The following is a 19,169-nucleotide window of genomic DNA, read 5'->3' as shown; positions in this document are numbered from 1 at the left end:
CAGGCGAGGAGAATGACATATGACCAAGTGGGTCTACAATTTCGGCAACGGTGCCGCCGAAGGCGCAGCGGACATGCGCAACCTTCTGGGCGGAAAAGGTGCAAACCTTGCCGAAATGAGCAGTCTCGGACTGCCGGTCCCACCCGGTTTCACGATCACTACCGAAGTCTGTACCTGGTATTACGACAACGGCAAGTCCTATCCGGATACGCTCGCAGCCCAGGTGGGCGCGGCAATGGAACAGGTCGGCGTGGCCACCAACCGACTTTTCGGCGACGCCGAGCGGCCGTTGCTTGTGTCGGTTCGCTCCGGGGCCCGCGTTTCCATGCCGGGCATGATGGACACCGTGCTCAATCTGGGCCTCAACGACCAGACTGTCGAGGCGATCGCCCGGGAAGCGGGCGACCGCCGGTTCGCCTATGACAGCTACCGCCGATTCATCCAGATGTACTCCGACGTTGTTCTCGGCCTCGATCATCACGAGTTCGAGGAAATCATCGAGGAATACAAGGAACGCAACGAGCTGACGCTCGACACCGACATCGACGCGGACGCCTGGCTCGGCATCATCGAAAAGTTCAAGGCCCTGGTGGAAGAGGAACTGGAAAAGCCGTTCCCGCAGGATCCCCAGGAGCAACTCTGGGGCGCCATTGGTGCCGTCTTCAGTTCCTGGATGGTGCCGCGTGCGGTGACCTATCGCCGCCTGCACGATCTGCCGGCCTCCTGGGGCACGGCTGTCAACGTTCAGGCGATGGTGTTCGGCAATATGGGCGAAAGCTCGGCCACCGGCGTTGCCTTCACGCGCAATCCGTCCACCGGGGAAAAGGCGCTTTACGGCGAATTCCTGGTCAATGCCCAGGGCGAGGATGTCGTCGCCGGCATCCGCACGCCTCAGGACATTACCGAAAAGGCCCGGATCGAGGCCGGCTCGTCCAGCCCGTCGCTGGAAGCGCTGATGCCGGAGGCCTTTGCCGAGTTCCAGTCCTATTGCGACCGTCTGGAAGCGCATTACAAGGACATGCAGGACCTGGAATTCACAATCGAAAAGGGCAAGCTGTGGATGCTGCAGACCCGGGCGGGCAAACGCACCGCCAAGGCCGCGCTCAAGATTGCCGTCGACATGGTGGCCGAAGGCGTGCTTAGCGAGGAGGAGGCGATCTTCCGGGTTGAGCCCGCCGCGCTCGACCAGCTGCTGCACCCGACTATTGACCCCAAGGCCGAGCGGGACGTGGTCACCACCGGTCTGCCGGCTTCGCCAGGCGCGGCTTCGGGCGCCATCGTCTTCTCTTCCGACGAAGCGGAAAAAGCCAAGGCGGAAGGCCGCAAGGTTATTCTGGTGCGGGTGGAAACCAGCCCGGAAGACATTCACGGCATGCATGCCGCCGAGGGCATCCTGACCAGCCGCGGCGGCATGACCAGCCACGCGGCGGTGGTTGCCCGCGGCATGGGCAAGCCCTGCGTCGCCGGTGCCGGTATGCTCCGGATCGACTATCGCAACGGTGTCATCAATGCCGCCGGCCGGCAGCTGAAAGGGGGCGACACCATCACCATCGACGGGGCGACCGGTCAGGTGCTGATGGGCGAGGTCGAGATGCTGCAGCCGACCCTGTCCGGCGACTTCGGCACGCTGATGGGCTGGGCCGACCGGGGCCGCCGTATGCGCGTGCGAACCAATGCGGAGACACCGCAGGACGCCAAGGTCGCGCGGGAATTCGGTGCCGAAGGCATCGGGCTTTGCCGCACAGAGCACATGTTCTTTGAAGGTGAGCGCATCATCGCCGTCCGCGAGATGATCCTGGCGGAAACGGAAGAGGGCCGCCGGGCGGCGCTGGCCAAGCTTCTGCCGATGCAGCGTCAGGATTTCACCGACATTTTCGAGATCATGCACGGCCTGCCGGTGACCATCCGTCTGCTCGATCCGCCGCTGCACGAATTCCTGCCGAAATCGGACGAGGAACTCGGCGAGGTTGCCAAGGCGATGGGCGCCGACCCGGAGCTGCTGCGCGACCGGGCGCTTGCCCTGGAAGAGTTCAACCCGATGCTCGGCCATCGCGGCTGCCGGCTGCTGGTGTCCTATCCGGAGATCGCCGAAATGCAGGCCCGGGCGATCTTCGAGGCCGCCGTCGAGGCCGCCAAGGTGACCGGCGCGCCGGTGGTGCCGGAAATCATGGTGCCGCTGGTTGGCCTGAAAGGCGAACTGGATCTCGTGCGTGAGCGCATCGACGCCATGGCCGAAGCCGTGAAGTCGGAAACCGGCACGGAGCTGAACTATCAGATCGGCACCATGGTGGAACTGCCGCGCGCGGCGCTGAAGGCGGCCGAGATTGCCCAGACCGCCGAATTTTTCTCCTTCGGTACCAACGATCTGACCCAGACGACCTTCGGTATCTCGCGCGACGATGCCGCCTCTTTCCTCGGCACCTATCAGAGCCGGGGCATTTTGGAACAGGATCCGTTTGTGTCCCTGGACCAGGAAGGCGTCGGCGAACTGATCCAGATCGGCGTCGAGCGTGGCCGGTCGACCCGGCCGGACATCAAGCTCGGCATTTGCGGCGAGCATGGCGGAGATCCGGCATCGATCACCTTCTGCGAAAGCGTCGGGCTCGACTATGTGTCCTGCTCACCGTTCCGCGTGCCGATCGCCCGGCTGGCGGCTGCCCAGGCGGCCCTGAAAGCCAAGCAGGACGCTTGACCGGCCTGTCCGATCAGGCGCGGACCAAAGGGAGGTCCCGGTGAGCGGAAAGTTTCCGCAGCTTGAGGATTTGCGCGCCGGCGGCAAACGCCAGCTGGCGCGCGTTCTGACGCGCCTGGAAACCCATGCCGGTGACGCGGAGACGGCCGCCTTTCTCGACCGGGTGTCGGCCGAACCGATGGCTCAGGTGCTTGGCCTGACCGGACCGCCCGGTGTCGGAAAATCCAGTCTGACCGATGCTTTGATCAGAGCCTTCCGGGCCGAAGGGCACCGGGTTGGCGTTCTTGCCATCGACCCGTCCTCGGTCGTGACCGGCGGCGCCTTGCTTGGCGACCGGACCCGGCTGCAGACCGATCCGGACGATGACGGTGTCTTCGTGCGCTCCATGGCCGCCCGAGACCGGCTCGGCGGCCTGTCGGACGAAGCGATTGCGGCCATCGCGGTGCTGCGGGCGGTCTGCGACCGGCTGATCGTGGAAACCGTCGGCATCGGTCAGTCGGAAGGCGATCTGAAACACGCGGTCGACACAGTGGTTCTGTGCATTCAACCGGGCTCCGGCGACAGTCTGCAATTCATGAAAGCCGGCATCATGGAGTTGCCGGATATCGTCGCGGTGACCAAGGCGGATATGGGCGTGCTGGCGCGCCGGGCCGCGTCCGATGTCAAGGGAGCCTTGTCGCTGGCGCGCGCGGGTGGCGATGGCTGGCAGGTGCCCGTTTGCGAGGTCTCCTCCCAGACGTTGGATGGGCTACCGGAGCTGGTTGCGCACATGGATGGGCATCGGGCGCATATGGCTGCGCGCGGTCTGCTGAAAGACCGGCGGCAGGCGCAGCATGTGGAATGGTTCAGGGACATGGTCCGGACGCAATACGGTCAGGCCGGGCTGCGGCTGTGCGGTCGGGATCAGCAGGTTTTCTGGCTACAGCAGGCCCGGCAGACGCCTTTCGCAAGCTTTGCCGCCTTCAGCGCGAGCATGAACAGCCTGCTGGGGGTTTAGGCTAGTTGGAACAAGGCGTCGTTCAGACCTTTGCGGCGCGGGCCTGGAAGCTCAAATCGGTGCCGAAACCGTTGCCGCCGCTGTCCTTGTTGAAGTCATCCAGAAACTGGGTGAGGGCGGCCTCGTGCAGGGGCTTGGAGATAAAGTAGCCCTGCATCCGGTGGCAGTCATGGGCCTGCAGGAAGCGGATCTGCTCGATGGTCTCGATGCCTTCGGCGACGATGGTCATGCCGAGGGCCTTGCCGAGCTGGATGATCGACACCAGGATGGCTTCGGCTTCCGCGTTGCCGTTCATGTCCGAGACGAAATCCCGGTCGATTTTCAGCGTGTCGAAGGGGAACCGGCGCAGATAGCTTAGGCTGGAATAGCCGGAGCCGAAATCGTCCAGGGCGACCTTGACCCCGAGATTCTTCAGGCGGCGCAGGGCCTTCAGGACGGAATCGTTGCGGCCGGCGAAGACGGTCTCGGTGACTTCGATCTCAAGCCGCTGTGGCGGCAGGTTGTTGGCCGCCAGGATCGCCATCACCTTTTCCACGAAACGCGGATGTTTGAACTGGTTCGGCGAGACGTTGACCGAGACAACGATGCCCGGCCATTCATGCGCCTTGGCGCAGGCCTTGTTCAGGACCCAGATGCCGAGATCGTTGATCAGGCCGGTTTCTTCGGCCACCGGAATGAACTGGGACGGCGCCACGACCGTGCCGTCTTCCTTGGTCCAGCGGGCAAGGGCCTCGACACTGACGATGCGCTTCGCGCTGGTGTCGGTCTGGGGCTGGTAGGCGAGGTCCAGTTCGTCGTTTTTCAGGGCAAGCCGGAGGTCCCGGGACATCCTGTCCTTGGACTGGACATGATGTTCCATGCCGGGTTCGAAGAAGGACCGCCGGTTGCGCCCGTTGGCCTTGGCATCGTAAAGGGCAATGTCGGCCTTGCGCAGCAATTCATCCGGATCGTTGCCGTCGCGCGGGGCAATTGCGGCGCCCATGGACAGGCTGGCGAACAGTTCCCGGCGGCCGATCATGATCGGCCGGCCGATTTCGTCCTGGACCTGGTCGAGAATATATTCCAGCCAGACGTCGTCCTCGCAGTCCCTGATAACCATTGCGAACTCGTCGCCGCTGATGCGCGCGACGATGCCTGTCTCGGGAATGACGCGCCGGAGGCGCTGGGCGACCGCGACGATGACCTTGTCGCCCGCGGAATGGCCGAGCGTGTCGTTGATATCCTTGAAATGGTCGAGGTCGATATAGACGACGGCGGTATTGGTTTCCCTGAAGGTGCTTTCTTCCAGGATGTCCGTCAGAAGCGCGTGGAAGCGCGCTCTGTTGGGGAGACCGGAGAGGGCGTCGTGACGGGCCGCGTGCACCGCCTTGGATTCGCTGCGGGCCAGCCGCCGGGTCATCTGGCGGGTGAACAGCGTTACCAGGATCACGACGGCGGTGATCATGAAGGCGGCCAGCGCCAGAAACGGATTGATCCGGCGCATCATCTGGGTGCCCGGCTGGGCGGTCTGCCAGGCAATCAGGCCGACATTTTCGCCGAGAGGCGATTTGAGCTGATAGCGGCCAACACCGGTGCGGCCGTTCTGCACGTTCGTCAGCACAAACCCGTCAAGACGCGACATCTCGGAGATGTCCTGAAGTTTTTCACCGCGCAAAGGCACCAAGCTCACCAGGACCGACGGCGGTTCGCGGTCCTTGGAGATGGACTGGATCTGCGGCATGACGGCCGCGGCGCTGAAGAGGTAGGGTTCGCCGGCCAGGGACACGATCCCCGTCTCGGCAATCGACCGGCGGGCGTCGCTGCTTTGGGGAATGAAACTGTAAAGCCCCGAAGGCGTGCGTCTGAACGACGTGATGTAGCGGGCCCGTACCTTTGCGAGCGCTGGCTCCAACGCCGCGAACAGTTCCGGCGTCATCCACTTGCTGGTGTGGTTCTGGGCGTAAACCGTCGACAGTTCGAAATCCCGGTTCACCAGGATCGACTTGGTGAAGCCGTGATTCTGAAACAGCCAATGCATGATGTTGTCATAGATCCAGCCCTGATCCGGCTCAGGCTGGTTGACCTGGTGATAGGCCTCGTCCCAGATGACAACGCCGTTCTGCAGCTTGACCAGATAGCTCTCGGTCAGTTTCAGCGCGCCGGCAATGAGCTTGTGCTGCGACTGTTCCGCGGCTTCGTCCGAAAGCTGTGCCGACCAGTGCATCAGCCCAAAAATGCCGACAACCGATATCGCGACAACCACGACCATCGGAATGATGATCGCGTTCGCGATACGGCCACCTGAATTTTTAGACGAATTGTACATACACGTGCCCAGTTGTTTGGGCAGAGTATTGTCGATCTCGGTTAAGGAATGCCGCAGAACTATAGTAAAATAAGGGTAAAGCGGAAAAAATGCCGATTTTGTTTATTCAAGGGTGAAAAGATATTTGGCTGCTTTTGAACATTGCCAGAAGATGACAGGCCTCAGATCAGATTTAGGCTACGGAAACTGACATTTTTACGTAGCCCGACAATGATGTGATCGTGAACCGTGATGCCGAGCGGCTCTGCGATGTCGATGATCTGCCGCGTCATCTTGATGTCCGCGCGCGACGGGGTCGGGTCGCCGGACGGGTGATTGTGCACCAGAATGATTGCCGTTGCCGAATGTTCGAGCGCCCGCCGGATCACTTCCCGCGGATAGACCGGCGTGTGATCGACCGTGCCCGTCTGCTGAACCTCGTCGGCGATCAGCGCGTTTTTCTTGTCCAGAAAAAGCACCCGGAACTGTTCGACACCGGCATGGCCCATGGCCGCTTGCAGATAGTCGATCACCGTCTGCCAGCTGCCGAGCATCTGTTTCCGCTCCAGTCCCGCGCTGTGATAGCGGATGACTGCCGCATGCACGGCCTGGATCGCATCGATGCTGATGTCGGAGAGGCCCGGGATCTCCTTCAGGCGTTCCCGGGGCGCGGCGAGGGCGGCCGGAAACGAGCCGAAGCGCTGCAGCATCGCCTTGGCGATTTTCTTGGTGTCCTGGCGGGGCAGGGCGGAGAATAACAGGAATTCCAGAAGCTCGTAGTCGGCGAGACCCTGCTCGCCTGTTTTACGGAACCGTTGCCTCAGTCTCTGGCGGTGGCCCTTGTGGTCCGGTTCGGACTTTGGCGCCAACTCGTCGAAGGTCTTCTGGTTCATACGCTCCTGGTCAGTCGTCGGGCCGTCCCGGCTTGTGAATGCCCTTGGGCGAGGTGGTGAAGATCTGGCAGCCTTCCGGCGTGATGCCGATGGAATGCTCGAACTGGGCCGACAGCGAACGGTCGCGGGTGACCGCGGTCCAGCCGTCGCTGAGCACTTTGACATGGGGCCGGCCGAGATTGACCATCGGTTCGATGGTGAAGATCATGCCGGGTTTCAGCTCGACGCCTTCGCCCGGGCGGCCGTAATGCAGGATGTTCGGCGTGTCGTGGAACAGAAGGCCAAGGCCGTGGCCGCAGAAATCGCGCACCACGGAACAGCGCTCGGCCTCGACATAGGACTGGATCGCGTGGCCGATATCCCCGGTGGTGTTGCCGGGTTTGGCCGCCTCGATGCCGCGCATCAGGGATTCGTAGGTGACATCGATCAGGCGCTCGGCGGCCCGCTTCAACTGGCCTACCGGATACATGCGGCTGGAATCGCCATGCCAGCCGTCGAGGATGAAGGTGACGTCGATATTGACGATGTCGCCCTCGCGCAGGGCCTTGTCGTTCGGGATGCCGTGGCAGACGACGTGGTTGATCGAGGTGCAGCTCGACTTGGTGTAGCCGCGATAGTTCAGGGTCGCCGGCAGAGCGTTGTGGTCCCGGCCGTACTGATAGACAAAATCGTCGATTTCCTGGGTGGTCGTTCCCGGCTTGACCATATCGGCCAGCTCGTCGAGGCAGGCGGCTGTCAGCTGTCCCGCGCGCATCATTCCCTCGAAATCCTCGGGGCCGTAGAGGCGCACCTGTCCGGTGTTCTTCAAGGGGGCTTCGGCGGCGTCGATATAGCTGACCATGGGGTGTCCGTGTCTCGCACTTATCCGGGGTGCCTGCCCATGTTCGCTGGTGCGGCCGGGTCCGGTGTTTTTGAGTTATCTGATCACATACCGCCCGCGGCCGCCAATTTCCAGCTCCAGTTACGGCAAAAAGACTGGGAAGGTGGAAACTTGATCGCTGCCCGGGCAAATCCGATGGAGCGTCTTGCGCTTTTTTTCCAAGCCAGCTACGTGAGATGGACCTGTCACGTTTTGATGCCGCTCCGAGTTCTCATTTACGCGGCCTTTGCTTCGAAAGCCAAGGGGCTTTTCCATCCCAGAGCCGAGTGCCTCCGGCGCGGATTGTAGAAGCCATTGATGTATTCGAAGATGGCCATTTCAGCTTCGCGGCGACAGGCCCATGATTTCTGCCACAGCAACTCGGCCTTGATCGTTTTGAAGAAGGTTTCCACGGCGGCATTATCAAAACAGTTCCCAGTTCCGCTCATTGAGACCTGGAAGCCATGCTGGCGCAGAAGCTTCTGATAGTCGTGAGAGCAATATTGGCTGCCGCGATCCGTATGGTGAATGCAGCCTCTGGGCGGACGGCGCAGGGCGATGGCCATGTTCAGGGCCCGGATGGCAAGATCGCGTTTCATCCGGTTGCTCACAGCCCAACCAACCACACGTCTGGAATGCAGATCGAGGATGACAGCCAGGTAGAGCCAGCCCTCCCGGGTCCACACATAGCTGATGTCCCCAGCCCATTTCCGGTTCGGCCGGCCAGCAGAAAAGTCCCGGTTCAGCAGATTTGGCGCGATGTTGAACCTGTGATTGCTGTCGGTTGTCACCTTGTACTTCTTGCTCCTTGTCACCGTGATCGCGTTCTCACGCATCAGCCGTCCAATGCGCCGATGACCGACATCAAGTCCGAGCTCCTTCAGTTCTTCGGTCATGCGAGGACGCCCATAGCTGCCAAGCGACAACCGAAATTGCTCCCGGATATGAGCAAGCACGACCAAATCCTTACGCTGCCGGTCACTTACAGGGCGATCCCGCCAGGACCGGTAACCCCGGGGACTGACGTTCATGATATGACATAATCTGGAAGCCGGCAAAACACCTTGGTTCTCCGCGATGAATGCAAACCTCATTTGCTTCTTTCCGCAAAGAACTGGGTGGCCTTTTTTAACACCTCCCTCTCCTCCCGGAGTAGGCGGTTCTCTCGGCGAAGCTCCGCTATCTCCTTTTCAAGGTCAGATTGTGTGGCCGGTTTCCCTGGATCGCGCCGGCCCTTCTGTATCCAACGGTTCAGTGTCGAGAAACCAACACCGAGATCTTTGGCAACTTGCTTACGGGACAAGCCGCTGGTCAGCGCAATCCGGACTGCTTCTGCGCGGAACTCCGCGCCGTGACGTGATGCCATGAACATTCTCCTTTGTGGCAAAATACCAAGTCAAAGGAGCGGTACAAATCCGGGAAAGGTCCATATCAGCTCATGGCCGTCTTCGGTTGGAGCGACTCTAAAACTGCTCGGATCTATACCAAAAAGGCCGAACAGGAACGTCTCGCCAGATCGGCGTTTGCACATCTCGAAAACACATCGGGACGAAAAAATGTCCCACTTACTTCTCACCGCAAATCGAGTGGGACAAAAAGAGGAAAAAATGCAAGAAAGCCAACACCCCGAAAGTGGAGTGGTGGGCCCGGAGGGACTCGAACCCCCAACCAATCCGTTATGAGCGGACGGCTCTAACCAATTGAGCTACAGGCCCACGGCAGGACCGCCATGAGCAGGCCCGCGCTATTTTCCGTATACCATGGCGGGAATCGTGGGCAAGGGTTTTGCGGAGCCAGGTGCAAAAAGGTCTGGAAAGGCGGCCACTGGCGGGGCCGTCGGATGCGCCGGTCCAAAAACCGGTTCCGTTCACGCGCCGCATGCGCTCTAAAGGAAAGCAATGCCATCCTGTCCCGGAGTGCCGATGCGATCCCCGCTTCTGTCTGTCACGCTGAGCCTCATTCTGGTGTGCCTGATCGGCTGGCTGCTGGTCGTCGGGCGCTCGCTGATCCTGCCCTTCGTGATCGCGCTGATCGTCTGGTACATGATCAACGCGCTGGCCCATGCCATCCGGGCGATCCCGATCGGCCACTGGCACCTTCCGGGGTTCATATCGCTCACATTGGCGCTTCTGGTGATCTTTGTCGCCGCCACCATGGTGCTCGACATCGTCACGGTGAACCTTACCCAGCTGGCCCAGGACGCGCCCACCTACCAGCGGCGCTTGGAAGAACTGTTCGACCAGGTCTCGTCCCACCTGGATCTGAACGACCCGATCGAACTGAAGGATCTGCTGCCGGATTCCGTGGTGCCGCGCATGGTGACCGCTGGGGCCAGCCTGGTGACGACGCTGGCCGGCTCGGCCAGCCTTGTGTTCATCTACATCCTCTTCCTGGTGCTTGAGCAATCCACCTTCGACCGCAAGTTCGAGCGCCTGTTCGCCACGCCGGAACGCGCCGAGGCCGCCTTCGCTATGCGCGCGGAGATCAACCGGTCGATCATGCATTATTTCTCGATCAAGACCGCGGTCTCCGTTGCCACCGGGGCACTCACCAGCCTTGTGCTGATCGCGATCGGCCTGCCTTACGCCGCTCTCTTCGGGTTCATCGCCTTCCTGCTCAATTACATCCCGACCATCGGCTCCTTGATCGGAGTGATCTTCCCGAGCCTTCTGGCGATCGTCTATTATGACAGCCTCGCCCCGTTCATCGCGATCGCCACCGGCCTCGGCCTGATCCAGTTCGCCATCGGCAACCTGATCGAACCGCGGCTGATGGGGTCCAATCTCAATCTTTCCGGCCTGGTGATCATGCTGTCGCTGGCCTTCTGGGGGGCGATCTGGGGTGTCGTCGGCATGGTTCTGTGCGTACCCCTGACCGTCATGATCGTGATCGTCTGCGCCCGCTTCGACGGCGCCCGGCCGATTGCCGTATTGCTGTCGCAAACCGGCGAAATCGCCCCTCGCCCAGAGGACAGGCCGGACACCTGACCGCGCCTTTCAAAGACTGACGCAAATCGGCCGGCCGGTTGAAATCGCGCGGCCGCCTCCCCATCAAGAAGGGGGCATTGCCCGCATGCGGCCCAGCCCCTGAACGGTGGATGAACGGTGCGGTCATTACCGCGCCGCATTCAAGGGTGAGGGTCGCGACCTTGAAATTCGCTTTTGCTTCAAGGATAAATCCCATGAAAGTCCGCTATTTCCTTCCCGTCCCTCTGCTACGCAAGGCCGTTCTGGCGGCCGGTCTGAGCGCTGCGCTGTTCGGCGCTGCCCCGGCTCTGGCGCAGGCGGACCAGATGCCTGCCGGCAGCCTCACCATGGAAGGCCGCGGCACGGTCGCCGTTGCCCCTGACATGGCGGTGATTTCCGCCAGTGTCGTCACCACCGGTGACAACGCCGCCGAGGCGCTTGCCGGTAACAGCGCGGCCATCGCCAAGGTCATCGAGGCAATCAAAAGCGAGGGCATCGAGACCAAGGACATCCAGACCCGGGGCTTCGGCATCTATCCGCGTTATGACCATTCCAACTCCAGCAACCGCCAGCCGGACATCATCGGCTACGAGATCCGCAACGGTGTCGAGGTCAAGGTGCGCGATCTCACCAAGCTCGGCGGGCTGCTGACCCTGACCGTGGAAAGCGGCGCCAACGCGGTCGACGGCATCCGCTTCGAAGTCAGCGATCCGGAGCAAAAACTCGACGAGGCGCGCAAGCAGGCCGTTGCGGCAGCCCGCCATAAGGCGGAAGTGTTCGCGGCCGCTGCCGGTGTCGAACTCGGCACGATCGTCTCCATAACCGAAACCGGTGTGGAAATGCCCCAGCCGGTGATGATGCGCGCCGAAGGCATGATGGCCGCCAAGGCCAGCTCGGTGCCGGTTGAGGCCGGAGAGGAAATCATCGGCGCCAACGTCACCATCCGCTGGTCGTTGAAGTAAAACGCCCGGAACTACCTTTTCCCTAAAGCCGCGGGCGCCTCCCTGGTGGGCGCCTGCCGTGCGTTTAGGCATTTTTTCCAATGTGGAATAAATCAACAGAGAGCTGATCCAATCGCCACACAAGAGATAAGAAGCTGAAAATATGGAATTTTCTTTTTACTTATTATCTATATTGCCCGTCTAAGTTTATTTAGGTGAACGAGCAACTATTAAACACTCCCTCCTGTTGTTTCCAAACTTCCCCTTCAAGAAGAACACTGCGCAACAAGTATCATTGCGTTAATGCCTTACCGATAAAAAAGGTAAACAAGACTTCATTCCAGATACTTTTGGGGAGTATCATGACATTTTTCAAAACCGGATCATCGAAAGCGGTGATCGAGGCCTTGAGCCGGTCCCAGGCCATGATCGAATTCACGCCCGAGGGCACCATTCTGTCCGCCAACCGGAATTTCCTCGACACGATGGGCTACACGCTTGAGGAAATCCGCGGCAAACATCATCGCCTGTTTGTCGAGCCGGCTTACGCGGACAGCCGGGACTACCAGACCTTCTGGCAGGACCTCGCGGCCGGAGAGTTCAAATCGGCGGAGTTTTTGCGTTACGGCAAGGGCGGCAAGGAAGTCTGGATCCAGGCGTCCTACAACCCGGTGCTGAACATGGCCGGCAAGGTGGTCAAGGTCGTCAAGGTTGCCTCGGACATCACGGAACAGAAGCTGAAGAACGCGGAAACGGCCGGTCAGGTCGAAGCCATCAACCGGTCACAGGCGGTCATTCACTTTCAGATCGACGGCACCATTGTCGATGCCAACGAGAATTTCCTGAAGACGGTCGGTTACACGCTCGACGAAATCCGTAGCCGGCATCACAGCCTGTTTGTTGCGCCGGAGGAAAGGGACAGCCCGGCCTACAAGCGTTTCTGGGACGAGCTGGCCGAGGGCCGCTTCAAATCGGACCAGTTCCGGCGGATCGGCAAGGATGGCAGGGAAATCTGGATCCAGGCGACCTACAATCCGATCCTCGATGCCAGCGGACGGCCATTCAAGGTGGTGAAATTCGCCACCGACATCACCGGGCAGGTCATCGAGCGCAACAGACGCGCTGACGTGCGCCAGCAGATCGACAGCGATCTGGAAGAGATCGCACGGTCGATTTCCGCAACCTCCGAACAGGCGACAAGCTCGGTCACAGCCGCGGAGCAGACCTCCTCGAGCGTCCAAACCGTGGCCGCCGCCGCGGAGGAGCTGGTGGCCTCCATCCAGGAAATCAGCCGCCAGGTCCAGACGGCGCTGGAAGTGTCGCAGGGCGCGGTTTCGGAAGCGGAACGCTCAAGCGAAATCATGTCCGGCCTCTCCGAAGACGCAAAGACCATCGGCTCCGTCATAGAGCTGATCGACGGCATTGCCGATCAGACCAACCTTCTGGCGCTCAACGCCACCATCGAGGCGGCCCGCGCCGGAGAAGCCGGCAAGGGTTTTGCGGTCGTTGCCTCCGAGGTCAAGAGCCTCGCCTCCCAGACAAGCAGGGCAACCGAGGAAATCTCGGCCCAGGTAAACTCTGTCCAGGAAACCACGGTCAGCGCCGTGGCCGCTATCGAAACGATCCGCGATGTCATTCGCAACATCGGCGACATTGCCGCCGGCATCGCTTCGGCGGTCGAGGAACAGACCGCCGTCACCAACGACATTTCCGCCAACATGCAGACGGCCGCTCAAGGGGTGGAACTGGTCACCAGCAACATGCAGTCGATCTCGGCCGCCACCACACAGATCGACGCCGCGACGCTGAATGTCCGGGACGCGTCCCGTTCACTGCTTTAGTCCGAAACCGCCCTCAGCGTCTGGCCCATAAATGAAGTCGAAATGGCATGAGAAATGGCGAAACACCGATAGGTAGGGTGCGCGGGCCGGGCTTATTGCCCGGCCAAGCACGCTGACGACACGGGGTGAAGCCATTTCCATGTCCTGCGGATTTGACCGGATTGGTCTTCCTCTGCGTCGCGAAGGGTTTGAAAATGAACCACATTTCCTGCGCTTTCGCTCCTTGATGGAGACCAATTCGCCTCAAACCATGTCAGCTTCATTTATGGGCCAGACTCTCAGGATCCCGTGTCGCCGAGATCAAGCGTGTCGGCGACAAACCCTTCCTCTTTGCGGAAGCTGATCGGAAGTCCCAGCTTCGCGCTCCAGTCTTCAGCGGTCTTGTCGCAGAAATCTGTCAGCAGCAGTTCGGCGTAAGCCTCGCGCCAAGCCTTCAGGATCGCCGGATCCGTGCCTTTCGAGACCATCAGATAGGAGGGCGACTTCCGCACGGTGTAGACCGGTGTGACGGCGTCCCCGCGGTTGCCAAGTCCCTGCAGCACGGCGGAGGCCTGCAGGCGCGAGGTGATCCAGAGATCGACCCGGCCCGCGAGCAGCATGCGCGCTGCCGTTTCATGGTCTTCCGTTTCGACCACGTTGATCCCGGCATCGGCCACAAGATTTATCTGCCATGATCCGCGTACGCCCGCGACCGTGAGATTCTGTGCCCGGGCCGCATCGAGGTCCTTCACCTTCAACGGGCTCCCGGTCGGAGCAAGGAGAACATGCGACCACATGACGATGGGCCCGATGAACTCAAATCCCATGTCGAGCCGCTCCTTTGTGCGCCCGGCGGTGAACAGGATCACATTTGGCTTCGTCTGTGCCGTGAGGTAGCCCCGCGCCCAGGGAATGACCTCAATCGGCGCCGTCACATCGAGCCGGGTCTTCAGCGCCTCGACGACCGCAACGCTAAGACCAGTCGGACGTCCGGCTTCGTCGAGATAGTTGGAGGGCGGCCAGGGAGAGGTGATCAGGCGCAGCTCCTGTGCCCGAAGCGACTGGGTCGAAGCAACGATTACAAGCAGGGCCAGGCACAGGGCGGCAGCAGCCCCAAACCGGCCGGCACATCGCACGCGGCTATTAACCAAAGTCCAGCACAATTCGAGGGCCATCGGGACCAATCCGCTCTGCCTTGTCCTTCATTGTTGGTATGGAAGGGACGACTGCCCAGAGAACACCATTGTCCCTACCTGCACAACACAGTGAAGCGAACGGATTGACGTTTTCCTAAAACGGGCAGGCACGCCTGTATGGAGGCGCACCTTCTGCTTCCGCCTCAGCGGTATTTGCCGGTGATGCCGTCGAATTCGCCGCTGTCCTTCATATTCTGCATTTCGGTACTGAAGGCGGCGACAAAGTCCGCCGGCACGCTGGCCTTGGAGAACATGTAATAGGAGGGATCGGACGAAATCACGGTTTGCGAGGCGACCACCTTGTCGCTGAGACCAAGCCGCTTGATTTCCTCGGAAACCACGAAGACTTCGCCAAGGGTCGCGTCGACCCGGCCTGCCGCCAGTTTCTTCAGGTTGGACTCCAGGCTGTCCGTCTCCTCGATCTGGCCGCCATATTGTTCCTTCAGGCTCGCGAAATCGCCGCCATAGGCATATTCGCGGATGGTGCCGAGCTTGCCACCGTTTTCGAAGAAATCCGCGAGATTATCGAAGCCGTTTTCCTTGCCCTGCGCGACAAACAGCACTTCCTGGGCATCGACATAGGGGCTGCTGAAGGTTGCAAACGCTTCCCGTTCCTCGTTCTTGGAGACCGGCGAGGCAATGTCGACCGTGCCGTCCTGAACACCTTTCAGATGACGTGCCCAGGGCAGCGCCTGCACCTCGAGCGAACAGCCGAGCTTGCCGAGCACCGCTTCCAGCACTTCGAAATCCATGCCGGTAACCTCCTTGCCCTCAACCTTCTGGTAGGGCCTGTAGTCGCTTGCACCGGCAATCAGCGTTCCGCCGCGGGGACACTCCGCCGCCTGGGCGAAAGAGCCGCCCGCCATCAGGCAAAGGCCGACACCGCCAACGAGATAGGATTTCCCGAACATGAACACGCTCCTCGTCCTCTTCAAACAGAACCAGCGCGCAGATCTCTTTTGACCGGCACGAACTGCGCGAGATCTTAGCCAGGAACGATGATCACACCCTTAAATCGAAACAATAAAATCGCATGAGCACAATTTACATGGCAAAAATTTCAATTAATTACTTTGCGAATACTAAAATCAGAAAAGACAAGACGAGCTCAAGTCAGGACCGCGTATCATCACGCGCAGCGGCCTTGACAAAAAAACCCTTGGCCGGCGCAAAGCCGAGCTCCATGTCCAGTTTTCCGCTCCATTTCGCGGTCATGCGCTCCAGGAAATCCGCGTCGGTGGAAAGGGCCTCGAAGGCCCCGCGCCAGCGTGCGACCCGGTCTGGCTCGGTTCCCTTCGACACCAGAATGTAGCTGGGCGCTGTTCGCAGCACATAGGCGACTTCAACGGCCGACGGATCGACGCCCGCTTCCGCCAGAATGGCCGGTGCCTCGATGTCCGAGGAAATCCAGAGATCGGTGCGTTCCGCCACCAGCTTTTTCAGATTGAGCAGGTGTTCAGGTGTCGTTTCGACGACGGCGCCCGCATCCTTCAAGAAGGCCGTGCGCCAGTCGGCGTCCATGCCGGAAATTGTCAGCCCCTGCGCCACAAGGTCCTCAACGTCCGTGATCTTCAGATTGCTGCCCTTTCGGGCATAAAGCAGGTGCCGTCGGCTGATCACGGGTCCGATCGCCCGGTAGCCGAGCGCCTCGCGTTCCGGCGTAAAAGCTGCGGTGAACAGCATCCGGTCGGGCGTGCTCTGTGCCAACAGGAAGGCACGGGCCGGGGGCAGGAAATCGATCTCTGGTATTTCGCCGAGTAGGCGCGCCATTTCTCGGACAAGGTCGACGGTCGTTCCGACGATCTTGCCGTCTTCCAGATAGTTGGTCGGCGGCTCTTCAAGCGTCAGGAACCGGATATCCCCGGCACCTGCCGGAGCCCCGGCAAGGCAGGACACAAAAAGTGCCGCCGCCAGCGCCGCGGCCTTCAGCGTCGCATAGGCGCTGACGATACGCGCGAAGTTTCCTGGAAAGCGGGTCATAATTTCCGGTACCACACCTGCATCGGCTTTTCGGTTTCCGCCGTGTCGCCAACATCCAGCCACGGGAACCGTACCACCGTATCCTGAAGTTTTTCATACCCCCGCTTGCGCCAGAACGGATCGAGAGGGGCATACTCCGCCGGCTTCAAAGGGTGATCGTCCGGCCGGATCACCGCGCAAAAGACCGCCTCCTTGAAACCGAGCGCGCGGGCATGGGCCTCGCGCTCGTCAAAGAAACGATGGCCGATGCCCTGACCGCGATAGGCCGGATCGAGCACCGACTCGGCCAGATAGAAGATGTTCTCGACATCAAGGCCGCGCGCCTCCAGCGGTGCGCGGAAATCCTCCAGCTCGTCGCCGAGCGGTTCGCCCGTTGCCGCCCCCACCAGCCTGACGCCGTCATAGGCACCGACGATCACCGCACCCTCCGTCTCCGCATAGCGTTGCAGATATTTCGCCTCATAGGCGCGCGTGCCCTCGTAAAGGTAGGGCCAGGCCCGGAAGACCGAGATCCTGAGGCCGGCAAGATCATCGAGTGCGGCTTTCAGATCCTCGCCTGTCAGGCGTCTGATGTCGATCGGCATGGCGCGGGTCATTCCTCTTTGCCTGAGACTGTGTGGGCCCGTTCTGGGTTCGAGCACGGCGGGTGAGTGCGGTCAATGCCGGTTTGCTTCAGCTTGCCCCCGGTGTCCGCCTGTTGGCACCCGTCCCCATTCTCGAAAACTGGGCCGGCCGGTACAGACTGTTACCAAATAGTACAAATACCGGATCCCTGCCGGCGTCCGAACATGGCAGGATTCCGAAGCATCTCTCAGCCAGCCAGGAGCGACACACCCCCATGTCCCGGACCCAGCCAGTTGCCTACAGCCCGATCCACATTATCCTGCACTGGATCATCGCGGCTCTTGTCCTGTTTCAGATCGTCTTCGGCGAAGGCATGGACGCGCTTGAGCGCGCCCTGCGCAATGGTGGCACGCCCGACGCCGGCGTCTCCTTCATGGGCAATGCCCATATCTGGGTCGGCATTGCCGTTCTGGCATTGACGGTCATCAGACTGATTGTCCGGGTCGCCTATGGCGTGCCTGCGCCGCTGCCCGGCTCCGCCATGCAGGAACTCGCCGCCAAGGCGGTTCATGGCCTGCTCTATCTGGCGATGATCCTTGTTCCCGCAACCGGGCTGCTTGCCTGGTACGGCGGCATCCACACGGTAGAAGAGCTGCACGAACTGGCCGAACCCCTGTTCATCGTGCTGGTGTCCCTGCTTGTGCTCGGAGCGCTCTATCACCAGTTCGCCCTGAAGGATGGCGGCCTGATGCGGATGTTTTCCACCCGATCGTGAACCTCAACTGAAAAAGGGTCTGGTGGCGTGCAGCCATCGGAGCCCTCAAGGTTCACTTCAGTCCCGCGCTTCCAGCCAGACGCGCGCCGCCTCCATGTCCCCGGTCACGATACCTTCCGCCAGCTTCTGACCGACGACGGCACCGAACTTGTAGCCGTGTCCCGAACAGGCCGACACGATGGTGGCCTTGTCTTCGCTCATTGCAAAGAAATGCTCGTCGGCGGTGAAGGTGTAGGCGCAGGTGACGACATCATCGACCCGGTATTCGCCGATCCTGGCGAAGGGCGGCGAGAAATAGTCCCGCAAGGTTTCGCCCTCACCGGCTTTGGCCGTGCGGTCCTGATCCGGTGCCGCGGTATATTTGTGAATGCCGGCACCGAATTTGAGGCCGGTTCCCGCCACCGGCGGCAGGATATAACCATCCACCGGCCCGCCCGGATCGAGGATCGCCGGTGCGCGCTCCCAGGCCTCGCGCAGGTCTTCCGGCGGGGTCAGATAGACCACGGCCGTGCGGTAGGTGGTCAGGCTGACATCCAGCCTCGGGAACAGCCCCAGCGTCCAGGCGCCTGCGGTGACGATGACACGGTCGGCGGAAAGTTCGGAACCGTCGGCCAAGGTCACGGTTCCGGCAGCGCTGTCCACCGCTGTGACCCTGGCGTTCTCGCGCACATCCGCGCCTGCCTTGATCAGCCACTCCTTCAGGCCGATGGCGATCTTCTGGCAGAGCAGCACGCCGCCTTCGGTGCTGGCCGCGCCATAGCGGATGGTGGCCGGATCGACAAAGGGATAGCGGGCTGCCGTTTCCTCGGGCGTCAGCTGTTCGAACGGATAGCCGCCCTCGATCAAGCCGTCCCGGTAGACATCGCCGCCATCGCCTTCCTGCTGGGACATCAGGAGGAAGCCGGTTTCGGCCAGATGCTTTTGACCAAGATCCGCCCACATCGCGTCCCAGGCATCATAGGCATCGCCGATGCGGCGCTGATAGCCGCCCTGGCCGCCATAGGCCCTGCGGATGATGCGATGCTGATCGCCGGAGGCGGACAGCGGGTTCGGGATAGGTCCCTGCTCCAGTAGCGTGACGGGTACGCCCCGCTTGGTCAGGGCCCAGGCGGTGGAAAGGCCGGATATACCTGCGCCAACAATCAAAACAGTCATGGGAATCGTCCTGCGGTGTGAACCGGCAGACTAGCTGGATGGCACGG

Annotated in this window: 15 protein-coding genes and 1 tRNA gene; 6 read left to right on the top strand and 10 right to left on the bottom strand. The window is 61.1% G+C overall.

The window, feature by feature from the left end:
- The first annotated feature begins 19 nt into the window (after positions 1 to 19).
- Together ppdK and M0H32_RS11085 are read left to right on the top strand one after the other, a co-directional pair.
- Positions 20 to 2,692, top strand: coding sequence for a pyruvate, phosphate dikinase (ppdK, locus tag M0H32_RS11090; protein WP_248153871.1), 2,673 nt, complete (start codon positions 20 to 22; stop codon positions 2,690 to 2,692).
- A 40-nt stretch (positions 2,693 to 2,732) separates the two neighbouring features.
- A complete protein-coding gene (locus M0H32_RS11085) occupies positions 2,733 to 3,689 on the top strand; it encodes an ArgK/MeaB family GTPase (protein ID WP_248153869.1) in 957 nt (318 codons plus the stop codon).
- A gap of 22 nt (positions 3,690 to 3,711) precedes the next feature.
- Here the strand turns inward: M0H32_RS11085 and M0H32_RS11080 are convergent, their stop codons facing one another.
- The 5 genes from M0H32_RS11080 to M0H32_RS11060 form a co-directional block, all read right to left on the bottom strand.
- Entirely contained in the window at positions 3,712 to 5,994 is a 2,283-nt protein-coding gene (locus tag M0H32_RS11080) for a bifunctional diguanylate cyclase/phosphodiesterase (protein WP_248153867.1), read from the bottom strand.
- 161 nt (positions 5,995 to 6,155) lie between these two features.
- Entirely contained in the window at positions 6,156 to 6,866 is a 711-nt protein-coding gene (gene radC / locus M0H32_RS11075) for a RadC family protein (protein WP_248153865.1), read from the bottom strand.
- Between the two features lie 10 nt (positions 6,867 to 6,876).
- Positions 6,877 to 7,707, bottom strand: a complete 831-nt coding sequence (gene map, locus M0H32_RS11070) for a type I methionyl aminopeptidase (protein ID WP_248153862.1) — start codon at positions 7,705 to 7,707, stop codon at positions 6,877 to 6,879.
- Positions 7,708 to 7,961: 254 nt separating this feature from the next.
- A protein-coding gene (locus tag M0H32_RS11065; RefSeq protein WP_248153860.1) for an IS3 family transposase occupies positions 7,962 to 9,091 on the bottom strand; the annotation gives its coding sequence in 2 pieces (ribosomal slippage) (positions 7,962 to 8,833 and positions 8,833 to 9,091; 1,131 coding nt in all).
- Positions 9,092 to 9,363: 272 nt separating this feature from the next.
- A tRNA-Ile gene (locus M0H32_RS11060) sits at positions 9,364 to 9,440 on the bottom strand.
- A 207-nt stretch (positions 9,441 to 9,647) separates the two neighbouring features.
- Between M0H32_RS11060 and M0H32_RS11055 the strand changes: the two genes are divergently transcribed.
- The 3 genes from M0H32_RS11055 to M0H32_RS11045 all read left to right on the top strand — a co-directional run bounded on the left by M0H32_RS11055 (position 9,648) and on the right by M0H32_RS11045 (position 13,473).
- On the top strand, positions 9,648 to 10,712 hold the full coding sequence (locus M0H32_RS11055) for an AI-2E family transporter (RefSeq protein ID WP_248153858.1): 1,065 nt from the start codon (positions 9,648 to 9,650) through the stop codon (positions 10,710 to 10,712).
- A 194-nt stretch (positions 10,713 to 10,906) separates the two neighbouring features.
- Positions 10,907 to 11,653, top strand: coding sequence for an SIMPL domain-containing protein (locus M0H32_RS11050; protein WP_248153856.1), 747 nt, complete (start codon positions 10,907 to 10,909; stop codon positions 11,651 to 11,653).
- 341 nt (positions 11,654 to 11,994) lie between these two features.
- Complete coding sequence (locus M0H32_RS11045) at positions 11,995 to 13,473, top strand: methyl-accepting chemotaxis protein (RefSeq protein ID WP_248153854.1); 1,479 nt, start codon at positions 11,995 to 11,997, stop codon at positions 13,471 to 13,473.
- A gap of 278 nt (positions 13,474 to 13,751) precedes the next feature.
- Here the strand turns inward: M0H32_RS11045 and M0H32_RS11040 are convergent, their stop codons facing one another.
- The 4 genes from M0H32_RS11040 to M0H32_RS11025 form a co-directional block, all read right to left on the bottom strand.
- On the bottom strand, positions 13,752 to 14,627 hold the full coding sequence (locus M0H32_RS11040) for a substrate-binding periplasmic protein (protein WP_248153851.1): 876 nt from the start codon (positions 14,625 to 14,627) through the stop codon (positions 13,752 to 13,754).
- A 164-nt stretch (positions 14,628 to 14,791) separates the two neighbouring features.
- Entirely contained in the window at positions 14,792 to 15,559 is a 768-nt protein-coding gene (locus M0H32_RS11035; protein ID WP_248153850.1) for a substrate-binding periplasmic protein, read from the bottom strand.
- A 202-nt stretch (positions 15,560 to 15,761) separates the two neighbouring features.
- Positions 15,762 to 16,628: a substrate-binding periplasmic protein gene (locus M0H32_RS11030; RefSeq protein ID WP_248153848.1), complete on the bottom strand. Its 867-nt coding sequence runs from the start codon at positions 16,626 to 16,628 to the stop codon at positions 15,762 to 15,764.
- Positions 16,625 to 17,224, bottom strand: a complete 600-nt coding sequence (locus M0H32_RS11025; protein ID WP_248153847.1) for a GNAT family N-acetyltransferase — start codon at positions 17,222 to 17,224, stop codon at positions 16,625 to 16,627. Before M0H32_RS11025 ends, M0H32_RS11030 begins: the two co-directional genes overlap by 4 nt.
- A 242-nt stretch (positions 17,225 to 17,466) precedes the next feature.
- Here M0H32_RS11025 and M0H32_RS11020 point away from each other — a divergent pair, with 242 nt between their 5' ends.
- Positions 17,467 to 17,967, top strand: a complete 501-nt coding sequence (locus tag M0H32_RS11020; protein WP_248153845.1) for a cytochrome b — start codon at positions 17,467 to 17,469, stop codon at positions 17,965 to 17,967.
- A 57-nt stretch (positions 17,968 to 18,024) separates the two neighbouring features.
- On the opposite strand, the gene M0H32_RS11015 is transcribed toward M0H32_RS11020, so the two are convergent.
- On the bottom strand, positions 18,025 to 19,122 hold the full coding sequence (locus tag M0H32_RS11015) for an NAD(P)/FAD-dependent oxidoreductase (RefSeq protein ID WP_248153843.1): 1,098 nt from the start codon (positions 19,120 to 19,122) through the stop codon (positions 18,025 to 18,027).
- Between the last annotated feature and the right edge of the window lie 47 nt (positions 19,123 to 19,169).

This window comes from Roseibium sediminicola (genome assembly GCF_023156505.1).
GTDB classification, from domain to species: domain Bacteria; phylum Pseudomonadota; class Alphaproteobacteria; order Rhizobiales; family Stappiaceae; genus Roseibium; species Roseibium sediminicola.
Note: the sequence above shows the minus strand (reverse complement) of the source record. Positions and strands in the feature narration are given on the sequence as shown.

What these genes read in the sequence shown, in the direction of transcription:
- M0H32_RS11050 (WP_248153856.1), top strand. Translation starts at nt 10,907, where the DNA reads ATGAAAGTCCGCTATTTCCTTCCCGTCCCTCTGCTACGCAAGGCCGTT.
- M0H32_RS11015 (WP_248153843.1), bottom strand. Translation starts at nt 19,122, where the DNA reads ATGACTGTTTTGATTGTTGGCGCAGGTATATCCGGCCTTTCCACCGCC.
- M0H32_RS11080 (WP_248153867.1), bottom strand. Translation starts at nt 5,994, where the DNA reads ATGTACAATTCGTCTAAAAATTCAGGTGGCCGTATCGCGAACGCGATC.
- M0H32_RS11030 (WP_248153848.1), bottom strand. Translation starts at nt 16,628, where the DNA reads ATGACCCGCTTTCCAGGAAACTTCGCGCGTATCGTCAGCGCCTATGCG.
- M0H32_RS11020 (WP_248153845.1), top strand. Translation starts at nt 17,467, where the DNA reads ATGTCCCGGACCCAGCCAGTTGCCTACAGCCCGATCCACATTATCCTG.
- M0H32_RS11035 (WP_248153850.1), bottom strand. Translation starts at nt 15,559, where the DNA reads ATGTTCGGGAAATCCTATCTCGTTGGCGGTGTCGGCCTTTGCCTGATG.
- map (WP_248153862.1), bottom strand. Translation starts at nt 7,707, where the DNA reads ATGGTCAGCTATATCGACGCCGCCGAAGCCCCCTTGAAGAACACCGGA.
- ppdK (WP_248153871.1), top strand. Translation starts at nt 20, where the DNA reads ATGACCAAGTGGGTCTACAATTTCGGCAACGGTGCCGCCGAAGGCGCA.
- M0H32_RS11025 (WP_248153847.1), bottom strand. Translation starts at nt 17,224, where the DNA reads ATGACCCGCGCCATGCCGATCGACATCAGACGCCTGACAGGCGAGGAT.
- M0H32_RS11045 (WP_248153854.1), top strand. Translation starts at nt 11,995, where the DNA reads ATGACATTTTTCAAAACCGGATCATCGAAAGCGGTGATCGAGGCCTTG.
- radC (WP_248153865.1), bottom strand. Translation starts at nt 6,866, where the DNA reads ATGAACCAGAAGACCTTCGACGAGTTGGCGCCAAAGTCCGAACCGGAC.
- M0H32_RS11055 (WP_248153858.1), top strand. Translation starts at nt 9,648, where the DNA reads ATGCGATCCCCGCTTCTGTCTGTCACGCTGAGCCTCATTCTGGTGTGC.
- M0H32_RS11040 (WP_248153851.1), bottom strand. Translation starts at nt 14,627, where the DNA reads ATGGCCCTCGAATTGTGCTGGACTTTGGTTAATAGCCGCGTGCGATGT.